The sequence below is a fragment of the Pseudomonas sp. ADAK2 genome (genome assembly GCF_012935755.1).
In the GTDB taxonomy this organism is placed as follows: domain Bacteria; phylum Pseudomonadota; class Gammaproteobacteria; order Pseudomonadales; family Pseudomonadaceae; genus Aquipseudomonas.
Window position 1 is genome coordinate 5809048 of sequence record NZ_CP052862.1, and the last position, 18490, is coordinate 5827537.

Genomic DNA, 18490 nt, shown 5'->3' on the forward strand with positions numbered 1-18490 from the left:
ATCAATCCAGTAAAGAAAGGGTGACAGGCGTCAGGTGATTGTCTTCGACACGCACTTGCAACTCGCCTTCGCCGAGCCGGGCGTTCAGGCGCTGGCCGGGGTGGGTCTGGGCGGCATTGCGAATCGCGTTGCCGCGCTCGTCCAGCAAAATGCTGTAGCCACGGCCAAGGGTCGCCAGCGGGCTGACCACATGCAGCGTCTGCATCTGACTTTGCAGTTGCAGGCGCCGGGCCTTGAGGCCTTCGCGCATCGAGCGGGGCAGGCGTTCGGCGAGGCTGTCGAGGCGTTGGCGCAGCATTGCCAGTTGCCGTCCCGGATGTTGCCCGGCGAGGCGGGTTTCCAGGCGGATCAGGCGTTCGCGACGGGTATTGAGGTTGCGTTCAAACGCGCGACGCAGGCGCATGTCCAGATCGTCCAGACGTTGCGCTTGCTGACGCAGGCGTTCACCGGGATGACGCAAACGGCGGGACATGCCTTCCAGGCGCAGGCGATCGCGCATCAAGCGGTCACGAATGCGCATCACCAGGCGTCGATGCAGGCTTTCGACCCGGCGCACCAAATCGCTGGAGTCAGGCGCCAGCAGTTCGGCGGCGGCAGAGGGTGTCGGCGCGCGAACGTCGGCCACGAAGTCGCTGATCGACACGTCGGTTTCATGGCCGACGGCGCTGACAATCGGCGTCACGCAGGCATCCACGGCGCGGGCCACGGCTTCTTCGTTGAAACACCAGAGGTCTTCCAGCGAACCGCCACCACGGGCCAGGATCAATGCGTCGAAGCCGCGGGCGTCGGCCAGTTTCAGTGCACGGACAATCTGTGCGGTGGCTTCGCGACCTTGTACGGCGGTCGGGATCAGCGTCAATTGCACCTGCGGCGCCCGACGGCGGAACACGCTGATGATGTCGCGGATCACTGCGCCGGTCGGCGAGCTGATGATGCCGATGCGTTGCGGATGGGCCGGCAGCGGTACTTTGCGCTCGGCACTGAACAAGCCTTCGGCGCTGAGCTTTTCCTTCAACGCATCGAAGGCCAGGCGCAGGGCGCCGTCACCGGCCGGCTCTACGGTGTCGAGGATCAACTGATAGTCGCCACGACCCTCAAACAGCGAGACCTTGCCCCGCACCTTGACCGCCAGGCCATCCTTCAACGCTTGGCGAACCTTGGCCGCGTTCTGCCGAAACAACGCGCAACGCACCTGGGCGCCGCTGTCCTTGAGGGTGAAATACACATGGCCGGACGCCGGGCGGGCGAGGTTGGAGATTTCGCCTTCGACCCAGATATTGCTGAACACGTCTTCCAGCAACACCCGCGCGCGGCCGTTGAGCTGGCTGACAGTCAGGACTTCACGGTCCAGGCCGAGTCTTGCAAAGGGATCTTTAATCATGGGGCGCATGATAAAGGCATTCTTCAGGGGAATGCACGATCCCCGGTAGGCGCAGCCTTCGTCAGCTCCTACAGGGATTGGGTGAATTGTTGGACCAATGCGGTGGGATTTTGCCGGCAGGCGAGGGCGACGGTGCTGTGGCAATCCGGGTCGGCCAGCGGCAGGAAGTGGATATCGGCCGGGGCGATGTCCTGCATCGACTCCGGCAACAAGGCAATGCCGAACCCGGCCTGGATCAATTGCAGTTGCGTGGTTTTGCGCGACACCACGCGCGCGGCCTTGGGAAAAAAGCCCTGGCGCATGCACAACTCGGCGGACAGATAGCTCAGGCCGCCGCGTTGCGGATGAGGAATCGAGATAAATGCTTCACCCTTCAACTGCGCCAGATCGATGCCTTGTCCCGAGTTATCCACAGCCAGCCGATGATTGGGTGGCACGGCGAGCAGTAAACGCTCGCTATATAAAGGCACAATCTGCACCCCTTCACGCTGGCGCAGCACCGGCAAGCGCAGCAAACCAACATCCAGGCGACCTTCGGCCAGCTCTTCGAGTTGCGCTTCGGACGACAGTTTGACGATGTCCATGGACACACCAGCGTGTTGATCCAGATAAGCACTGATGCCGCGTAGCAGCCGACCGCTCATCGGCACGGTGCTGGAATGGCTCAGGCGCAAAATACCGAGCTGGCCGTTGCCGACCTGGGTCGCCATCTCGCTGGCCTTGGTCAGCTCATTCAACAGGTTTCTGGCGCGGGGCAAAAACGCTTCGCCCGCGGCTGTCAGGCGAGGTTGGCGCGCGGTGCGTTCGAATAGCGGCGTTTGCAGACGGGTTTCCATGTCCTTGATTTGCCGGCTCAGGGCGGACTGCGCGATAAACAGGCGTTCGGCCGCAGCGCTGAAACTGCCGCACTCGGCGATTTCCACGAAATAACGTAGTTGGCGGGTTGAAAGCACAAGGCATGCCTTTTCGAGATGGGTGGGTGACTTTGAAGATATTAGTCGCAAGGCTCGACGCTGGCTAAAGTCATCACAGGTCTTCAAGGAAAAACCCTGCAAATGAATGTGCTTGAGTTGTTGAGCCAATGGCCGTTCGGCGCAACGGATTGGCTGGTGATCGGGCTGGGCATTGCCCTGGCGTACATCGTGTTTGGCATCGCCGGTTTCGGTACCGCACTGGTGGCGGGGCCGATCCTGATCCTGTTTATGCCGTTGTCGAAAATCGTGCCGTTGCTGGTGCTGCTGGATTTCGTCGCGGCCTTCGGCAATCTGCTGCCCTCGCGACGGGATGTGGCCAGGCCCGAGCTGTTGCGATTGCTGCCGTGCATGGCGGTGGGCTGCACGCTGGGGGTGATCTTCCTGCTGAATCTCCATTCCGACCTGTTACTGCTATTGATGGGCCTGTTTATCAGCACCTATGCGGTTTATAGCCTGTGGGTCAAAACCCGGTCGACGCAATTGTCAGCGGGTTGGGCGGTGCCGATGGGCACGGTGGGCGGGATGTTTGGGGCGTTGTTTGGCAGCGGTGGCTTTTTATATGCGATCTATCTGAACAGTCGCTTGCCCAAGGACGCGGCCCGGGCGACCCAGAGTGCGCTGATCAGTTGCAGCACCGTGGTGCGTTTGAGTCTGTTTGCCGTCGCCGGGGTGTATGCCGAGCTACCCTTATTGGTATTGGCCGTGTGCTTGTTGCCGGCCATGGCGCTGGGGTTGTGGATCGGCCGACGATTGACGATGAAGCTGTCCCGGGAGGCGTTCGTGCGGCTGGTGACCTGGTTGGTGCTGGCCAGCGGGATTGCTTTGATCGGGCGGTATTTGAGTACTTGACCTGAGTGTGTCAGGGATTAAGCTGCCGGCCGTTCTGACGTCTTCGCGGGCAAGCCTCGCTCCTACAAGGATCTGCGCGAAACCTGTAGGAGCGAGGCTTGCCCGCGAAGGCGCCACCCGCCACGCCGCAAAACTCCCCATTTGACGCAGTAGGCTTGCACCATGAATTCCCAAAGCATCATCGTCCCGAAAATTTCCACACTGCCGGTACACGAACCCCGGGCCCGGGCGGTCGTGCGTTGGCTGGTGCGCAAGAATATCGTCAAGGAAGAGCTGACCACCTGCGGGCGTACCGGCAATCGCATGGGTTACGCGCTGGCGGATGGCGCCCGGGCCGTGGTCCTGCACCCTGAAGCGCTGCCGTTCGGCGAACCGGTCAATGGCCTGGAAATCATCACCAAACGCTGCATCTACACGCCGGCCAAGGGTTTCCTGGAAGAGGCGGGATGCGCCGAGTGCCGCAAGGAAGTCGGCGAAGCGCTGTTCGAAAGCCTGGAAGAGTGGATGCCGGGCCGCACCGACAACTTCACCTGCCCCGAGTGCGGGCATGAAGATGACATCAACGGGTTTCTGTTCCTGCAGGAATGCGGCTTTTCCAACCTCGGCTTCATCTTCAACAACTGGGCCGAGGCGGGGTTCAAGCAGAGCTTTATCGACGAATTTGCCGATTGGCTTGACCAGCCTGTCAGCCTGGTGAAAGTCGAGCTGTAACCGAAACCGAAACCGTAGGAGCGAGGCTTGCCCGCGAAGCTTTTAGCGCCCGTGAAGACGCCTTCGCGGGCAAGCCTCGCTCCTACAGGTTTTTGGCGTGAAATACCCGTCGATCGACCGTGTCGATAATAGACAGAGTTTTACATTGAACCCGAGGGGGTGTCTGACTATAATGGCGCGCTTCCATTTTCCCGCTCGGGAGCCCCCGCGATGCTGCGTATCAGCCAAGAAGCTCTGACATTCGACGACATTCTCCTAGTGCCCGGTTATTCCGAGGTGCTTCCTAACGAAGTCAGTCTCAAGACCCGCCTAACCCGTGGCATCGAGCTGAATATTCCTCTGGTTTCTGCCGCCATGGACACCGTTACTGAAGCCCGTCTGGCAATTGCCATGGCTCAGGAAGGTGGCATCGGCATCATCCACAAGAACATGACCATCGAGCAGCAAGCTGCCGAAGTGCGCAAGGTCAAGCGTTACGAAGCCGGCGTGGTCAAGGACCCGATCACCATCGAGGCTGACGCCACGGTGCGTGAACTGTTCGAACTGACCCGCATGCACAACATCTCCGGCGTTCCGGTTTTGCACGATGGCGACCTGGTCGGCATCGTCACTTCCCGCGATGTACGTTTCGAAAACCGTCTGGACGCCACCGTCCGTGAAGTGATGACGCCTAAAGAGCGTCTGGTCACGGTCAAGGAAGGCGCCGACAAGAACGACGTTCGCGAGTTGTTGCACAAAAACCGCATCGAACGCGTGCTGATCGTCGACGACAAGTTTGCCCTCAAAGGCATGATGACCGTCAACGACATCGAAAAAGCCAAGGCTTACCCGCTGGCCAGCAAGGACGATCAAGGTCGTCTGCGCGTTGGCGCTGCGGTCGGCACCGGTAAAGACACTGGCGAACGTGTTTCGGCACTGGTTGCTGCCGGCGTTGACGTGGTGGTGGTCGACACCGCCCACGGTCACTCCAAAGGTGTGATCGACCGCGTTCGCTGGGTCAAACAGAATTTCCCTGACGTGCAGGTCATCGGCGGCAACATTGCCACCGGCGCTGCCGCCAAGGCCCTGGTCGAAGCTGGCGCCGACGCGGTCAAGGTCGGTATCGGCCCTGGCTCGATCTGCACCACCCGCATCGTCGCCGGTGTCGGCGTCCCGCAAATCAGTGCCATCGCCAACGTCGCCGCCGCCCTTGAAGGCAGTGGCGTGCCGTTGATCGCCGACGGCGGCATCCGTTTCTCCGGTGACCTGTCCAAGGCCATCGTTGCCGGTGCTTCCTGCGTGATGATGGGCTCGATGTTCGCCGGTACTGAAGAAGCGCCGGGCGAGATCGAACTGTTCCAGGGTCGTTCGTACAAGGCTTACCGCGGCATGGGTTCGCTGGGCGCCATGTCTCAGGCTCAAGGTTCCTCCGATCGTTACTTCCAGGACTCCTCGGCAGGCGCCGAGAAACTCGTTCCGGAAGGCATCGAAGGGCGTGTTCCGTACAAGGGCACCCTGAGCGCCATCATCCATCAACTGATGGGCGGCCTGCGTTCCTCGATGGGCTACACCGGCAGTGCCGACATCGAAGAAATGCGCACCAAGCCTGAGTTCGTGCGGATCACCGGCGCTGGCATGGCCGAGTCTCACGTGCACGACGTACAAATCACCAAGGAAGCGCCAAACTACCGCGTAGGTTGAGGCTTCCAGCAATAAGTTAAGTAACCGGGGCTGTTTTATTCAGCCCCGAGTTGTTTCTGAATCACGACTGTTTCTGAATTACTTAGACGAGACTGAATCATGGCCCTCGACATTCACGCCCACCGCATCCTGATCCTCGACTTCGGTTCCCAGTACACCCAGCTGATTGCCCGCCGCGTGCGTGAAATCGGCGTGTACTGCGAACTGCATCCGTTCGACATGGACGACGAAGCGATTCGCGAATTCGCTCCAAAAGGCGTCATTCTCGCCGGCGGCCCCGAGTCCGTGCACGTCGCCGACAGCCCGCGCTGCCCGCAAGCGGTGTTTGACCTGGGCGTACCGGTCTTCGGTATCTGCTACGGCATGCAGACCATGGCTGAACAGCTGGGTGGCAAGGTCGAAGGTTCCGAGCTGCGTGAGTTCGGTTATGCCCGCGTTGACGTAGTCGGCAAGAGCCGCCTGCTCGACGGCATCGAAGACCACATCGACGCTGACGGCCTGTTCGGCCTCGACGTGTGGATGAGCCACGGTGACAAAGTCACCAAGATGCCGCAGGACTTCCACATCCTCGCCAGCACCCCGAGCTGCCCGATTGCCGGCATGTTCGACGACGCTCGCGGCTACTACGGCGTGCAGTTCCACCCGGAAGTGACCCACACCAAGCAGGGCGGTCGCATCCTGTCGCGCTTCATCCTCGACATCTGCGGCTGCGAAGCCCTGTGGACGCCGTCGAAAATCGCCGAAGACGCTATCGCCAACATCCGCGCCCAGGTCGGCACCGACAACGTACTGCTCGGCCTGTCCGGCGGTGTGGACTCCTCAGTCGTTGCCGCGCTGCTGCACAAAGCCATTGGCGACCAGCTGACCTGCGTCTTCGTCGACAACGGCCTGCTGCGTCTGCACGAAGGCGAGCAAGTGATGGCCATGTTCGCCGAGAACATGGGCGTCAAGGTGATCCGCGCCAACGCTGAAGATCAGTTCCTCGACAACCTGGCTGGCGAAAGCGATCCAGAGAAGAAGCGCAAGATCATCGGCCGTACCTTCATCGACGTCTTCGATGCCCAGTCCAATAAACTGGACAACATCAAGTACCTCGCCCAAGGCACCATCTACCCGGACGTGATCGAGTCGGCTGGCGCCAAGAGCGGCAAGGCTCACGTGATCAAGTCGCACCACAACGTGGGTGGCTTGCCGGAAGAAATGAACCTGAAACTGGTCGAGCCGCTGCGCGAACTGTTCAAGGATGAAGTCCGTCGCCTGGGCCTGGAACTCGGCCTGCCGTACGACATGGTCTACCGTCACCCATTCCCGGGCCCGGGCCTGGGCGTGCGGATCCTCGGTGAAGTGAAGAAGGAATACGCCGACCTGCTGCGTCGCGCCGACCACATCTTCATCGAAGAACTGCGCAAGGCCGACTGGTACCACAAAGTCAGCCAGGCGTTCGTGGTGTTCCAGCCAGTGAAATCGGTTGGCGTGGTAGGCGACGGCCGTCGTTACGCCTGGGTCGTGGCCCTGCGTGCCGTGGAAACCATCGACTTCATGACCGCGCGTTGGGCGCACCTGCCTTACGAACTGCTGGAAACCGTCAGCGGCCGTATCATCAATGAAATCGAAGGCATCTCCCGCGTTACTTATGACGTGTCGAGCAAGCCGCCGGCGACGATTGAGTGGGAGTGATTGGACGCCCGGCCCTGATCGGCACTGACTAGCGTGCAGCGCTAGATTCGGAGGAGCGCAGGGAAGGGGGTTAGCCAATGCCAGTCAGTTATGCTGACTGGCATTTTTGTTTCTGGGGGAAAGCTACGAAGCAAGAGCTGTGGTTTTCAATGAACGGCAAAGGCTGGCGTAGGTATTAGAGAAACTGTGATCGAATCAGATCCGTATCGAACGGTGTTATCCCTTGATCAGGCGCAAACACCGCCTGCGCCTGCTGCGGCGAAGCGACTCGTTCCCCCCGTGCGCGTACATGTAAATCGAACAGCGTCTCCAAATCAGGCCGTGGTGTATGCACCAATGCCCGCAGCATCAACGATATTCCACTGAGGTTGTTTCCGACGTTGTTCCACCGCGGAGATGAAGTGAGCCCCAGATCAGCCCAAATCATGCGTCGTTCCTGCAAGTCCATCACGAATGGCAGACAGATAACCGTGTCGGAAGCGATATCGATACGGTCGACCACGGATCGCGGCTCGAATACTTCACCTGACGCCGCGTCGGCGCGGGCCATCCAGCCAGCGAAGCATTCTGGAAGATCGCAGTACGGCTGCTCGGTGTATGAGTTGATAGACGTGACGACATAGCGAATGCCCTTCTCGACGAGGACATCAAGGTCGAGGTCGATGAACTCCGCAGCCCCGTTGGGCGCGTCGACGATGTCGCCGCTGTGGTAGCCGCCGAAATCCTTCAGGTTGTAGTACGCGACCGTTTGTGTGAACACGAAGTTGGCGTCGAAAAAAGCGGCTGACAAGTCAATGTCAGTGCGTTCACGACCGTTTTTCCACCACAGGAACAGGCGAATAAAACGTGTGTCAGGCATATGCAACCGACTGCCCCGCACCAGCGTACGAAGCGACTTCGATGAGGCACGCTGTGCCAGCGGCACTTTGTATTCGCTTAATGCTGGATCGATGAAGCAGCGGCCTAGTGGCGGCAGCGACGCAAAACGCATTACGAGAGCGTCCTCGCAGATTCGGGCAGCCCGAGCCAACACGTCGGGTGCGAGAGGTTCGCGTCGATCCTTGATGCCATAGATTTTGGCGAATGAACCTTTCGGTGTGAAGGCCCGCAGGGGCAGGGGGCGCGGAGCGCGTACCTGGGCCAGCAACTGCAGCAGGACAGGTGACGACACTTGTGTCGCAACAGCCTCGAACGCGTCTAGAACAGGCTCTGGTTCCGTCGCGCGTCGTAGGGTCGCGTCCAGACGTCGTGCGAACTCACCAGGACGGCTCTGTAGTATGAGCGTCAGCGTGGCGATGTGACGCTGGGCAAACAATGTTTCGACACGTGATCCAAACGAGGCTGGCGCTTCGTTGTGACGCGCCGCCGTGATGGCGGCGAGCGCTTGTGGGTATTTGTCGGCGTAGTCGCCCGGATGCAGTACTTCCGCCAGGCGCTTCCAGCGCTCAACATGCCGCATTACGTCTTCTGTAGCGTTGGGAATGTGGTCGAGCAGGCGCAACAGCAGACGGCGCATGGAGCGCTTCATCGCTGTGAAACGTGTCGAAGCTGTCGCCAGCGACACGTCTCCTCCATTCAGCGCTACCGCGAGTCGTAGCACGTCAGTCGCCGTTTCGACATTTCGCTCCAGGAATGCGTCCACTCGTGCATCGTTGGCTACATGCTGGATAAGTGCGCCGCCAAGCTGTGCACGAATTTCCCGAAACGGGACGACCTCCGGCAGCAGACGGAACACATCGCTTTTGTACTCTCGAACAAACCAGACGACATCGGCAGTTTCCTGTTCGGAGAGCGAGGTGCGCGATGAAACCAGCGGCTCGAGCAATGACTCGAACTCAGCGACGCTACCCGGTTCGATAACGCGGGATATGAAGTTGCCTTCAAGCATCGCAGGTCGCGAGTGTTCACTGGGTGGTAAACGCCGAAGCGTGAGGTAGTGCATGACGGCGTTAAGGTACAACTCCGCCTCTGAGGCCGTCAGAACTTGCTCTGGAAAGTCAGGATAAAACGGTCGGTGGTGCACATGAGCGCCATTCTCCCGCCGGAGGACTCTGACAATCTCACGCAGCCAATGCTTGAGTTCTGTCGGTGACAACCTGCCGAGTTGCTCAATCAGAGGCTCTGATAGTACGCATCGGAACGCTGCGACTTCCCGGACAGCCGACGCGACCTGAGCGCGCGTGGCACCGCCAGTGCCCATCGGGACGTGAACTCTGGTACGGCGACGAAGGAACAGCTCCTGATTCATCCTTGATTTTCTCCCTTGGCCGCCGTCGTGAACGAGCCGCAGCATCGTGTCTACAGCCGATATAAAAACGCCTGCAAGAAGCAGGCGCGGTGTGGAGAGCGGAACCCCTAGGTCATAGGAGGTTTAGAAGGAAGGTGTTCCATAGCCACGAAGGCATTCTACGGGAGGTTGTTTTTGTTTGTCAGGTCGCTGCATAACTCAACGGTAACAAGCTGCTTCGCCAGAAGAATAGGGGCTGATGATCGACAAATCGCTTGTCCATCGTCCAGACAAGTGGCGGCGTTATTGGCCAAGTGTGCCTTCAAGGTCGGCGAAGTTCCCACAAGGTCAGCCGGACTATCGTAGTGTTCCAGCCAGTGAAATCGGTTGGCGTCGTTGGCGATGGCCGTCGTTACGCCTGGGTTGTAGCCCTGCGTGCCGTGGAAACCATCGACTTCATGACCGCGCGTTGGGCTCACCTGCCTTACGAACTGCTGGAAACCGTTTCCGGTCGCATCATCAATGAAATCGAAGGCATCTCCCGCGTTACTTATGACGTGTCGAGCAAGCCGCCGGCGACGATTGAGTGGGAATAAGCTGAACAACAAGGGCGCCGCGAGGCGCCCTTGTTGCATCTGCAAGAAACGTTTCTGAGGGTTGAGCGAACCCGCGCCAAACGGACACTGGCGTGCAAGGAGTGATGGCAATATAGTTTCAAATTGGCCGGGTCGGTGGATTCGGATGACATGGATGTGTAAAGGCTCTGATGAGCCAACATAAGGGATTTATGGTTTCTATCTACGTGTGCGGTGAAGACAAGACCCGGCAGATCAGCGACTGGGTCATAAAGAATGACAAATCCGAAGGGCTCTCCCTGACGTGTCACTTCCCCTCCGGCAAGCATTTTTTTCGCCCGCTCGCTGACTGCAAGGTCGATCCTACCCGAGAGCTGCAAGACACTCTTCTTCGAAGAAAGGGCAGCTCAGTGCTAAACCCCGTCGAAAAGGTAGTGATCTACGGCGAGAAATATGCGGTCGTTCAGTATCCCGGCAAGACCACAAAGTACGTGTTCAAGATGGACACTATCGAACTTGTCGCGCCGACGAAGATGAAGGACGAGTCGACATTTCGCTATTTCCTTTCAGTCGCCAATGGCAGGGTCGAACAGGCCGCGTCACCGAACGACAAGACGATTGCCGAAAACGTGTTGCGCCAGTTGAACGCGATCCTTCCCAGTTCGAACACGGCATTGCACGCCTACTGCACGGGGCAGAATAGGCGACAGGAGCAAGCGGGTAACTTCATCTTTCCCTTCGGGCTCAATGAAAGTCAGCTCAAGGCAGTCGAACAGGCGTTCACTTCGCAGATAAGTCTGATCGAAGGACCGCCAGGCACCGGCAAGACACAGACCATTCTCAACATCATCGCCAATATCCTGCTGCATGGAAAAACCGTGGCAGTGGTCTCCAACAACAATCCGGCAGTCAGTAATGTCTGTGAAAAACTGGGCAAGTCCGGGCTCGATTACCTGGTTGCCAAGTTGGGCAACGAGAAAAACCGAAAGGCATTCTTCGACAATCCTCGCTCTCGGCCAACTGCCATTGCCGAAACCGCTCCCTCAATGGAGCACATTCAGAGCATCTTGCAGCGGCTCAAGCGCCATCTGTCTGGCCGCAACGCAGTGGCACAACTGCAGATTGAAATCAGTGAACTGGAGATCGAGCGAAGCTACCTGCGGCAATGGCAGCAGGATAACGGTGTTCAGGACAGCGTCGCTCTGGGCAAGTACAACCTGTCCCCGCAAAAGTCCGCTGACCTGATGGCATACCTGACGCACCTTGCAGGCAAACGCGTGCGGATCAAGGACAGGATCGAGATGCTGTTCAACTTCAAGATCCTGCGCATGAAGCCGTTCGATGACTGGGCAAAGCGCAAATCAGTCTTCTACGGCTTGCAGCTTCATTACTACGACAAGGCGCTGCTGGAAAGAAAAGCGGCGCTGGCCAGCCATCAGGATGCGTTGCGACTGGGCAACTACGAAGCGCTTCTGGAGGAACTGACGAGCGCTTCGATGACGTACCTGAAGCAGTACCTGCATCAACATGCACCCAGCGCTGAATGCTTCGATGCCAAGACTTATCGGCAGGATAAATTCGATGAGTTCCTTAAACGCTATCCGGTCATTGCCAGTGGTACGCATTCGATCGTCAACTCCCTCAAACCGGGCGCAGTGCTCGACTACGTCATCATCGACGAGGCCTCGCAGCAGGACATCGTTCCGGGAATACTGGCGCTGGGGTGTGCGAAAAACCTGATCATTGTGGGCGACAGGAAACAGTTGGCGCACATTCCGGCGAAGTTGGGCAGGGCTGCGCCCGAGGATCAGGGGCACTACGATTGCGAGAAGTACAGCCTGCTCGATTCGTGCGTCAGTGTGTTCAATGATTCGATTCCGATGACGCTTTTGAAAGAACACTATCGCTGTCACCCGCAGATCATTCAGTTCTGCAATCAGCAGTTCTACGCCAATCAACTGGTTCCGATGACCCAGGACCGCGGGGAAAAACCGCTGTCGTTGCTGGTCACCGCCAAGGGAAATCACACTCGATATAAAACCAACCTGCGGGAGCTGGATTCGCTTCTGGCAGTGCTGGAAGGCGAGGGCGAAAGTGCCTGGGAGGGCGGGGACGGCAGAGGCTTCATTGCTCCGTTCAAGAATCAGGCTGCGCTTTCGGGCACGCTTTTGCCTGATGATTTCGTCAAAGACACCGTTCACAAGTTCCAGGGGCGCGAGTGCGACGAGATTGTCTTTTCCACCGTGCTGGACAAGAAGAGCATCACGCCGAGACTCCTGGCGTTCGTCGATGATCCTCGCATGGTCAATGTGGCGGTATCCCGGGCTAAGAATCGGTTCACCCTGGTCACGGGGGACGAAGTCTTCACCGCGAGCAACGGGCATATCGCCGCGCTGGTGCGCTACATCGAATACTACGCACAAGAAGGGCAGCTCCACCGCGCACCGGTGATATCGGCCTTCGATCTGCTTTACAAGGAATACGACCAATCGCTCGAGCGTCTTAATGGCCGATTGAGGCGCAGTGATTCCGAGTACAAATCCGAGCAAATCGTGGCGCAGCTACTGCGCGAAGCGCTGGACCAGCCTGCATTCCAGGGGATCACGTTTCACTCCCAGATCGCGCTGAACCAGTTGGCCTCCATCGCCAACCCGAGCCTGACGGCGCGGGAGCAGGCGTTCATGAGTCAAGGAGCCAGCTGCGATTTCGTGCTCTATTACACCGTAGGGAAGAAGCCGCTGGGCATCATCGAGGTCGATGGAGGCTCACATGGTGAAGCTGACCAGGCCGAGCGAGATGCCCTGAAAAACAGCATCCTGCAAAAATGCGATATTCCATTGCTTCGTCTGCGAACCATCGAGAGCCACATTGAAGAAAAACTGGCGGCATTTTTGGCTCAGTGGACCCGCAATGTTCATGATGAAAATCGCGAGCTTTCGATGGTTTAAATAGTTTTACCTCGGCTGTCTTTGATCGTCCGTAACACCCGAAAGGTCCCGTGAACACAAGTTCACCGGGCCTTTTGCGTTTCAACGTCGCGCCACATCCGAGAAGTAGAACTTATCCAGCGTATGCCGCGACTCGGTGTACTCGAACTGCCGTCCATCCTGCAAAAACGTCTGGTTACTGACCACGATCACATGGCTCTGGCCATCCAGATCCAGTAACAATTGATCGTCCTTGCCCCGGGGCACCGCTTCGATGGTGCGCTGGGCGTAGGCGATTTGCAGTTGCAGGGTCTGTTCGATGAAGGCGTAGATCGATTGCTCGGCGATCTCGCGGGACAGGCCGGGAATCACGTCGCTGACGAAATGGTTGATATCGAGGATCACCCGTTTGCCGTCGATGCGCCGTACACGCTTGATCCGTGTGATCAGGCTGCCTGCTTCAGCCTGGATATGCTCCAGCAGCGCGCCCTCAAGCGGTATCTGATCAAACTCGACCACTTCGGTGCTGACGTCGTTGCCCAGTCGCGGGTACGTCTCCTGAAAGCTGACGATGCCACCCAATTGAAATTCGATCGGGTTGGTCGACAGCACGAAGGTGCCTTTGCCGTGGACTTTCTGCGCGAAGCCGCGCTCCTGCAATTGCTCGATGGCCTTGCGCACGGTGCCGCGGCTGGCCTGGTAGCTGTCCATCAGTTCGGTTTCGGAGGGCAACCGCGCGCCACGTTCCAGACGTTCGGTGGTGATGCTGGCAAGCAGATCGGTGTAGATCTGGTTGTATTTACTCATGGGATGGCTCTATGCCGCGCTGTACTCAAGGTTTTGAACCTTAAGGGCAGGGTAGGCAATTGTCCATGCGGCAATAGGTTTCTTTGACTTCGGAGGTAGGAAATGTCGCCGCCGGTCGGGCTTGTGACAAACAAAATTAAACTCGTCTGTACGAGTTGTTGCTTTAACTCGTACAGACGAGTACTTTTCGTTTCGGCGTGCTGCCAATAACAAAAAACTACAGCGGAAGATCAAGCATGAGCCACGACTATCCGAATATCGCCAGCGAGCTGCTTGTCAGCCTCGGTGGCAGCGACAACCTTGAGCAGGCCGCGCACTGCGTAACCCGCTTGCGCCTGGCCCTCAAGGACCCGAGCCTGGTCAACAGCGCCACGCTGAACCAGATCGATCTGGTCAAGGGCTCGTTCTTCACCGGTGGCCTGTTTCAGGTGGTGATCGGCCCCGGCGAAGTGGAAAAGGTCTACGCCGAACTGCGCCGGCAAACCGGTCTCGCCGCTTCGACCATCGCCGACGTTAAACAAAAGAGCGCAGACAAGATCAACGCCATGCAACGTCTGGTGCGGGTGTTTTCCGACGTGTTCATGCCGATCCTGCCGGCACTGATCATTGCGGGCCTGCTGATGGGCATCAACAACCTGATCGGCGCCAAGGGCATGTTCATCGAGGGCAAGACGCTGCTGGATGCGTACCCGAGCCTCGATGGCATCTGGAGCCTGATCAACCTGATGGCCAACACTTCGTTCGTGTTCCTGCCTGCCCTGGTGGGCTGGTCGGCGGCCAAGCGTTTTGGTGGCAGCGAGATCCTCGGCATCGTGCTCGGCCTGATGCTGGTGCACCCGGACCTGCTCAACGCCTGGAACTACGGCAAGGCAGTAGCCGGGCTCGATGGGCAGAGCCTGCCGTACTTCGATATTTTCGGCTGGTTCAAGATCGAGAAGGTCGGTTACCAAGGACAGATCCTGCCAATCCTGCTGGCGGCCTATGTGATGAGCGTCATCGAGAAGTGGCTGCGGGCACGGGTGCCGAATGCCGTGCAATTGCTGGTGGTGCCGATCACCACCATCGTCGTCACCGGCGTGCTGGCATTGGCGGTGATTGGCCCGGTGACCCGGCACCTCGGGATCCTGATCACCGAAGGCGTGGTCACCCTGTTTGACCTGGCGCCGATGGTTGGCGGGGCGATTTTCGGCATGCTCTACGCGCCGCTGGTGATCACCGGCATGCACCACATGTTCCTCGCCGTGGACTTGCAGTTGATCTCGACCCAGGGCGGCACCTTTATCTGGCCGATGATCGTCATGTCCAATCTCGCCCAGGGCAGCGCGGCATTGGCGGTGTTCTACATGACCCGCAACGTGCGGGACAAAAGCATGGCCTCGACCTCGGCGATTTCCGCGTATTTCGGCATCACCGAGCCGGCGATGTTCGGCGTCAACCTGCGCTACAAATTCCCGTTTTATTCGGCGCTGATCGGCTCGGCCCTGGGCTGCATCTTCCTGTCGATGAACAAGGTCCAGGCCTCGGCGATTGGTGTCGGTGGCCTGCCCGGTTTTATCTCGATCATTCCGCAGTTCATCCCGATGTTTGTGATCGGGATGATCATCGCCATGGTCGTGCCGTTTGTTTTGACCTGTGGGTTGAGCATGAAGATTGTCCGGCCTGGGTATCGGGTTGCCTGACGGTCGCCACATCAATTTGTTGAAGGAATCCGCCATGCAAGACTGGCAACGTTCGGTGATCTACCAGATCTACCCGAAAAGCTTTCACAGCCACGCCGGCAACCCCACCGGGGATTTGCTCGGCGTCGTGGCCAAGCTCGACTACTTGCACTGGCTGGGTGTCGAGTGCCTGTGGATCACGCCGTTCCTGCGTTCGCCCCAGCGCGACAACGGTTACGACATCAGCGATTACTACGCCATCGACCCGAGCTACGGGACCATGGCCGACTGTGAGTTGCTGATCGCCGAGGCCGGCAAGCGCGGGATCAAGTTGATGCTCGACATCGTGGTCAACCACACCTCGATCGAGCACAAATGGTTCCAGCAGGCCCGCAGCAGCCTCGACAACCCGTACCGCGATTTCTACATCTGGCGCGACCAGCCGAACAACTGGGAATCCAAGTTCGGCGGTTCGGCCTGGGAGTACGAAGCCCAGACTGGCCAGTACTTCCTGCACCTGTTCGACCACACCCAGGCCGACCTCAACTGGGACAACCCCAAGGTACGCGCCGAAGTCTTCAAGATGATGCGGTTCTGGCGTGACAAAGGCGTGGGCGGTTTCCGTCTCGACGTGATCAACCTGATCTCCAAACCGGCGGACTTCCCCGAGGACAACAGCGACGGTCGGCGCTTCTACACCGACGGCCCGAACGTCCACGAGTACTTGCAGCAGATGCACCGCGAAGTGTTTGAAGGCCACGACCTGATCAACGTTGGCGAGATGTCATCCACCAGTCTTGAACACTGCATTCGCTACTCGCGGCCGGAGTCGAAAGAGCTGTCGATGACCTTCAATTTCCATCACCTGAAAGTTGATTACCCGAACCTGCAAAAGTGGATTCGCGCTGACTTCGACTTCCTGCAACTCAAGCGCATCCTTTCCGACTGGCAGACCGGCATGCAGGCTGGCGGTGGTTGGAATGCGTTGTTCTGGTGTAACCACGATCAGCCGCGGGTGGTGTCGCGCTTCGGTCACGACGGCGAGCATCGGCAGGTCTCGGCGAAGATGCTCGGCACCGCGCTGCACTTCCTCCAGGGCACGCCGTTTGTGTACCAGGGCGAAGAATTGGGCATGACCAATCCGGGCTTCGATCACATCGATCAGTACCGCGATGTCGAGACCCTGAACATCCATCGCCTCCAGCGCGACGCCGGGGTCAGCGATGCCGACAACATGGCGGCGATCATGCAGAAATCCCGGGACAACGGGCGTACGCCGATGCACTGGAACGCCGAGCCGAATGCCGGTTTCAGCGTCGCCGAACCGTGGATCCGCGTGCCGGCCAACGCCGCGCAGATCAATGTCGCCAGCCAGCTCGACGACCCGGACTCGGTGCTGCATCACTATCGTCAATTGATCGCGTTACGCCGCAACGAAGCGCTGATGTCCGACGGTGTGTACCGCCAGTTGCTGGCGGAGCACACGCAAATCTGGGCGTATACAAGGGAAGGCCAGGATGAGCGATTGCTGGTGCTGAACAACTTCTACGGCACAACGTGCGAAGTTGAATTGCCGGAAGAAGTGATCAGCGAAGCCATGACGCAACGGCTGGTGATCAGCAACTACCCGGACTGTCCGCCGCGTAATCGCCAGGTGTTTCTACGGCCTTTTGAGTCGTTCGTGCTGCACCTGACCAACCACTAAAAAACACCGGTTTCAAAAAACACGCAGAACACTGCGCGGGGGAGTTTTGCGCGCCGTTTTTGCTGCAGCACACAATAAAAATAATGGGGTAGCACTTGAAAACAACAATAAATCGCAGCCTTGTAGCAGCAGGCGTGTGCCTGGCTTTTCCACTTTCGGCCCAGGCGCTGGAGTTCGCCGGATACGTACGCAGCGGCGTCGGGACGTCGACCAACAGCGGTAAACAACAGTGCTTCCAACTGCCGGGCGCGCAGACCAAATACCGCCTGGGCAACGAATGCGAACAGTACGCCGAACTGGAATTGCGCCAGGATTTGTACACGCTTGATGACGGCTCGGTGTTGAGCGTCGATGGCATGGCTTCCCTGTATAACCAGTACGACAAGGACCTGACGTTCAACGGCGACAACGGCTCGGTACGGATGCCGCAGATGTACGCGCAATGGTCGAACATGCCCAGCCTCAACGGCGGTTCGCTATGGGCTGGTCGGCGTTATTACAAGCGGAACGATATCCACATTTCCGACTTCTACTATTGGAACCAGAGCGCCACCGGCGGCGGTATCGAGGACGTGTTGATTGGCGATCTGAAATACAGCTATGCCTACTCGCGCAAGGACAACCTGTACCAGAAGGACTACATCAACCGGCATGACTTCAACGTCGCCGGGTTCGACACCAACCCCGGCGGTGAGCTGGAACTGGGGCTGAGCTACATCGACAAACCCGACAGCCGCGACGCACACCGTGGCTGGGCGGTCACCGCCCAGCATGTGCAGAAAGGCTTTCTCGGCGGCAAGAACAAACTGGCCTTCCAGTACGGCGAAGGTCCCGGCACCGGGTTGGGCTATACCGGTAACGTGCAACTCGACGACCGCAGTAAAAGTTATCGGGTGGTGGAGTTCTTCGACTGGCAGGTGACGCCGCGTTTCGGTGGACAGATCGAGGCGGTGTATCAGAAAGACATTCGCCCGGATGGCGCCGATCAGAACTGGCTGTCCCTCGGGGTGCGCCCGGCCTATGCGATCACCGAGCAGTTCAAACTGGTGACCGAACTGGGTCACGATCAGGTCGAGGCTCCAGGCGGGACGCGCAAGTTGAGCAAATTCACCTTCGCCCCGACCTGGTCGCCCAAGGGCCCGGAATTCTGGGCGCGCCCCGAGGTGCGCCTGTATTACACCTATGCGAGCTGGAACGAGGCGGCCAAGCGGGCAGCCAATGAACTGGCGGCGGGCTCGGCGTTGTCCGATACCGGTGCCTTCGGCACGGCGCGACACGGTTCGAACGTCGGAATGCAGGTCGAGTACTGGTGGAAATAA

General features: G+C 58.8%; 12 protein-coding genes and 1 pseudogene. 9 read left to right on the plus strand and 4 right to left on the minus strand.

The annotated features are described in order from the left end of the window. Position 1 precedes the first annotated feature (1 nt). Positions 2 to 1381, minus strand: a complete 1380-nt coding sequence (gene xseA / locus HKK52_RS26780; protein ID WP_169374297.1) for an exodeoxyribonuclease VII large subunit — start codon at positions 1379 to 1381, stop codon at positions 2 to 4. A gap of 68 nt (positions 1382 to 1449) precedes the next feature. Next, positions 1450 to 2334, minus strand: a complete 885-nt coding sequence (locus HKK52_RS26785; protein WP_169373245.1) for a LysR family transcriptional regulator — start codon at positions 2332 to 2334, stop codon at positions 1450 to 1452. 102 nt (positions 2335 to 2436) lie between these two features. On the opposite strand from HKK52_RS26785, the gene HKK52_RS26790 reads away from it, so the two are divergent. The 4 genes from HKK52_RS26790 (at position 2437) to guaA (ending at position 7272) form a co-directional block, all read left to right on the plus strand. Next, positions 2437 to 3204, plus strand: coding sequence for a sulfite exporter TauE/SafE family protein (locus HKK52_RS26790; RefSeq protein ID WP_169373246.1), 768 nt, complete (start codon positions 2437 to 2439; stop codon positions 3202 to 3204). Positions 3205 to 3366: 162 nt separating this feature from the next. Next, entirely contained in the window at positions 3367 to 3915 is a 549-nt protein-coding gene (locus HKK52_RS26795) for a sugar ABC transporter ATPase (protein ID WP_169373247.1), read from the plus strand. A 210-nt stretch (positions 3916 to 4125) separates the two neighbouring features. Further along, positions 4126 to 5595, plus strand: a complete 1470-nt coding sequence (guaB, locus tag HKK52_RS26800; protein ID WP_133840191.1) for an IMP dehydrogenase — start codon at positions 4126 to 4128, stop codon at positions 5593 to 5595. 99 nt (positions 5596 to 5694) lie between these two features. After that, the gene (gene guaA, locus HKK52_RS26805; protein ID WP_074873964.1) at positions 5695 to 7272 is read left to right on the plus strand and encodes a glutamine-hydrolyzing GMP synthase; all 1578 of its coding nucleotides are present in this window, start codon (positions 5695 to 5697) and stop codon (positions 7270 to 7272) included. Between the two features lie 175 nt (positions 7273 to 7447). Here guaA and HKK52_RS26810 read toward each other — a convergent pair whose 3' ends face one another. Beyond that, complete coding sequence (locus HKK52_RS26810) at positions 7448 to 9520, minus strand: TerD family protein (RefSeq protein WP_169373248.1); 2073 nt, start codon at positions 9518 to 9520, stop codon at positions 7448 to 7450. 320 nt (positions 9521 to 9840) lie between these two features. On the opposite strand from HKK52_RS26810, the pseudogene HKK52_RS26815 reads away from it, so the two are divergent. Continuing rightward, positions 9841 to 10095 (plus strand): annotated as a pseudogene (locus HKK52_RS26815) (GMP synthase (glutamine-hydrolyzing)); the annotation flags it as partial. Positions 10096 to 10286: 191 nt separating this feature from the next. Continuing rightward, entirely contained in the window at positions 10287 to 13022 is a 2736-nt protein-coding gene (locus tag HKK52_RS26820) for an AAA domain-containing protein (protein ID WP_169374298.1), read from the plus strand. Positions 13023 to 13103: 81 nt separating this feature from the next. Here HKK52_RS26820 and treR read toward each other — a convergent pair whose 3' ends face one another. Next, positions 13104 to 13808 (minus strand): trehalose operon repressor, encoded by a 705-nt coding sequence (gene treR / locus HKK52_RS26825; RefSeq protein ID WP_169373249.1) that lies wholly within the window; start codon positions 13806 to 13808, stop codon positions 13104 to 13106. A gap of 236 nt (positions 13809 to 14044) precedes the next feature. Here treR and treP point away from each other — a divergent pair, with 236 nt between their 5' ends. From treP to HKK52_RS26840, 3 genes are all read left to right on the plus strand, one after another. After that, a complete protein-coding gene (gene treP, locus HKK52_RS26830; RefSeq protein ID WP_169373250.1) occupies positions 14045 to 15487 on the plus strand; it encodes a PTS system trehalose-specific EIIBC component in 1443 nt (480 codons plus the stop codon). Positions 15488 to 15521: 34 nt separating this feature from the next. Beyond that, positions 15522 to 17171, plus strand: a complete 1650-nt coding sequence (treC, locus tag HKK52_RS26835; RefSeq protein WP_169373251.1) for an alpha,alpha-phosphotrehalase — start codon at positions 15522 to 15524, stop codon at positions 17169 to 17171. A gap of 95 nt (positions 17172 to 17266) precedes the next feature. Beyond that, the gene (locus tag HKK52_RS26840) at positions 17267 to 18490 is read left to right on the plus strand and encodes a maltoporin (protein ID WP_169373252.1); all 1224 of its coding nucleotides are present in this window, start codon (positions 17267 to 17269) and stop codon (positions 18488 to 18490) included.

What these genes read in the sequence shown, in the direction of transcription:
- HKK52_RS26820 (WP_169374298.1), top strand. Translation starts at nt 10,287, where the DNA reads ATGGTTTCTATCTACGTGTGCGGTGAAGACAAGACCCGGCAGATCAGC.
- HKK52_RS26790 (WP_169373246.1), top strand. Translation starts at nt 2,437, where the DNA reads ATGAATGTGCTTGAGTTGTTGAGCCAATGGCCGTTCGGCGCAACGGAT.
- treP (WP_169373250.1), top strand. Translation starts at nt 14,045, where the DNA reads ATGAGCCACGACTATCCGAATATCGCCAGCGAGCTGCTTGTCAGCCTC.
- treR (WP_169373249.1), bottom strand. Translation starts at nt 13,808, where the DNA reads ATGAGTAAATACAACCAGATCTACACCGATCTGCTTGCCAGCATCACC.
- guaB (WP_133840191.1), top strand. Translation starts at nt 4,126, where the DNA reads ATGCTGCGTATCAGCCAAGAAGCTCTGACATTCGACGACATTCTCCTA.
- HKK52_RS26795 (WP_169373247.1), top strand. Translation starts at nt 3,367, where the DNA reads ATGAATTCCCAAAGCATCATCGTCCCGAAAATTTCCACACTGCCGGTA.
- HKK52_RS26810 (WP_169373248.1), bottom strand. Translation starts at nt 9,520, where the DNA reads ATGAATCAGGAGCTGTTCCTTCGTCGCCGTACCAGAGTTCACGTCCCG.
- treC (WP_169373251.1), top strand. Translation starts at nt 15,522, where the DNA reads ATGCAAGACTGGCAACGTTCGGTGATCTACCAGATCTACCCGAAAAGC.
- xseA (WP_169374297.1), bottom strand. Translation starts at nt 1,381, where the DNA reads ATGATTAAAGATCCCTTTGCAAGACTCGGCCTGGACCGTGAAGTCCTG.
- guaA (WP_074873964.1), top strand. Translation starts at nt 5,695, where the DNA reads ATGGCCCTCGACATTCACGCCCACCGCATCCTGATCCTCGACTTCGGT.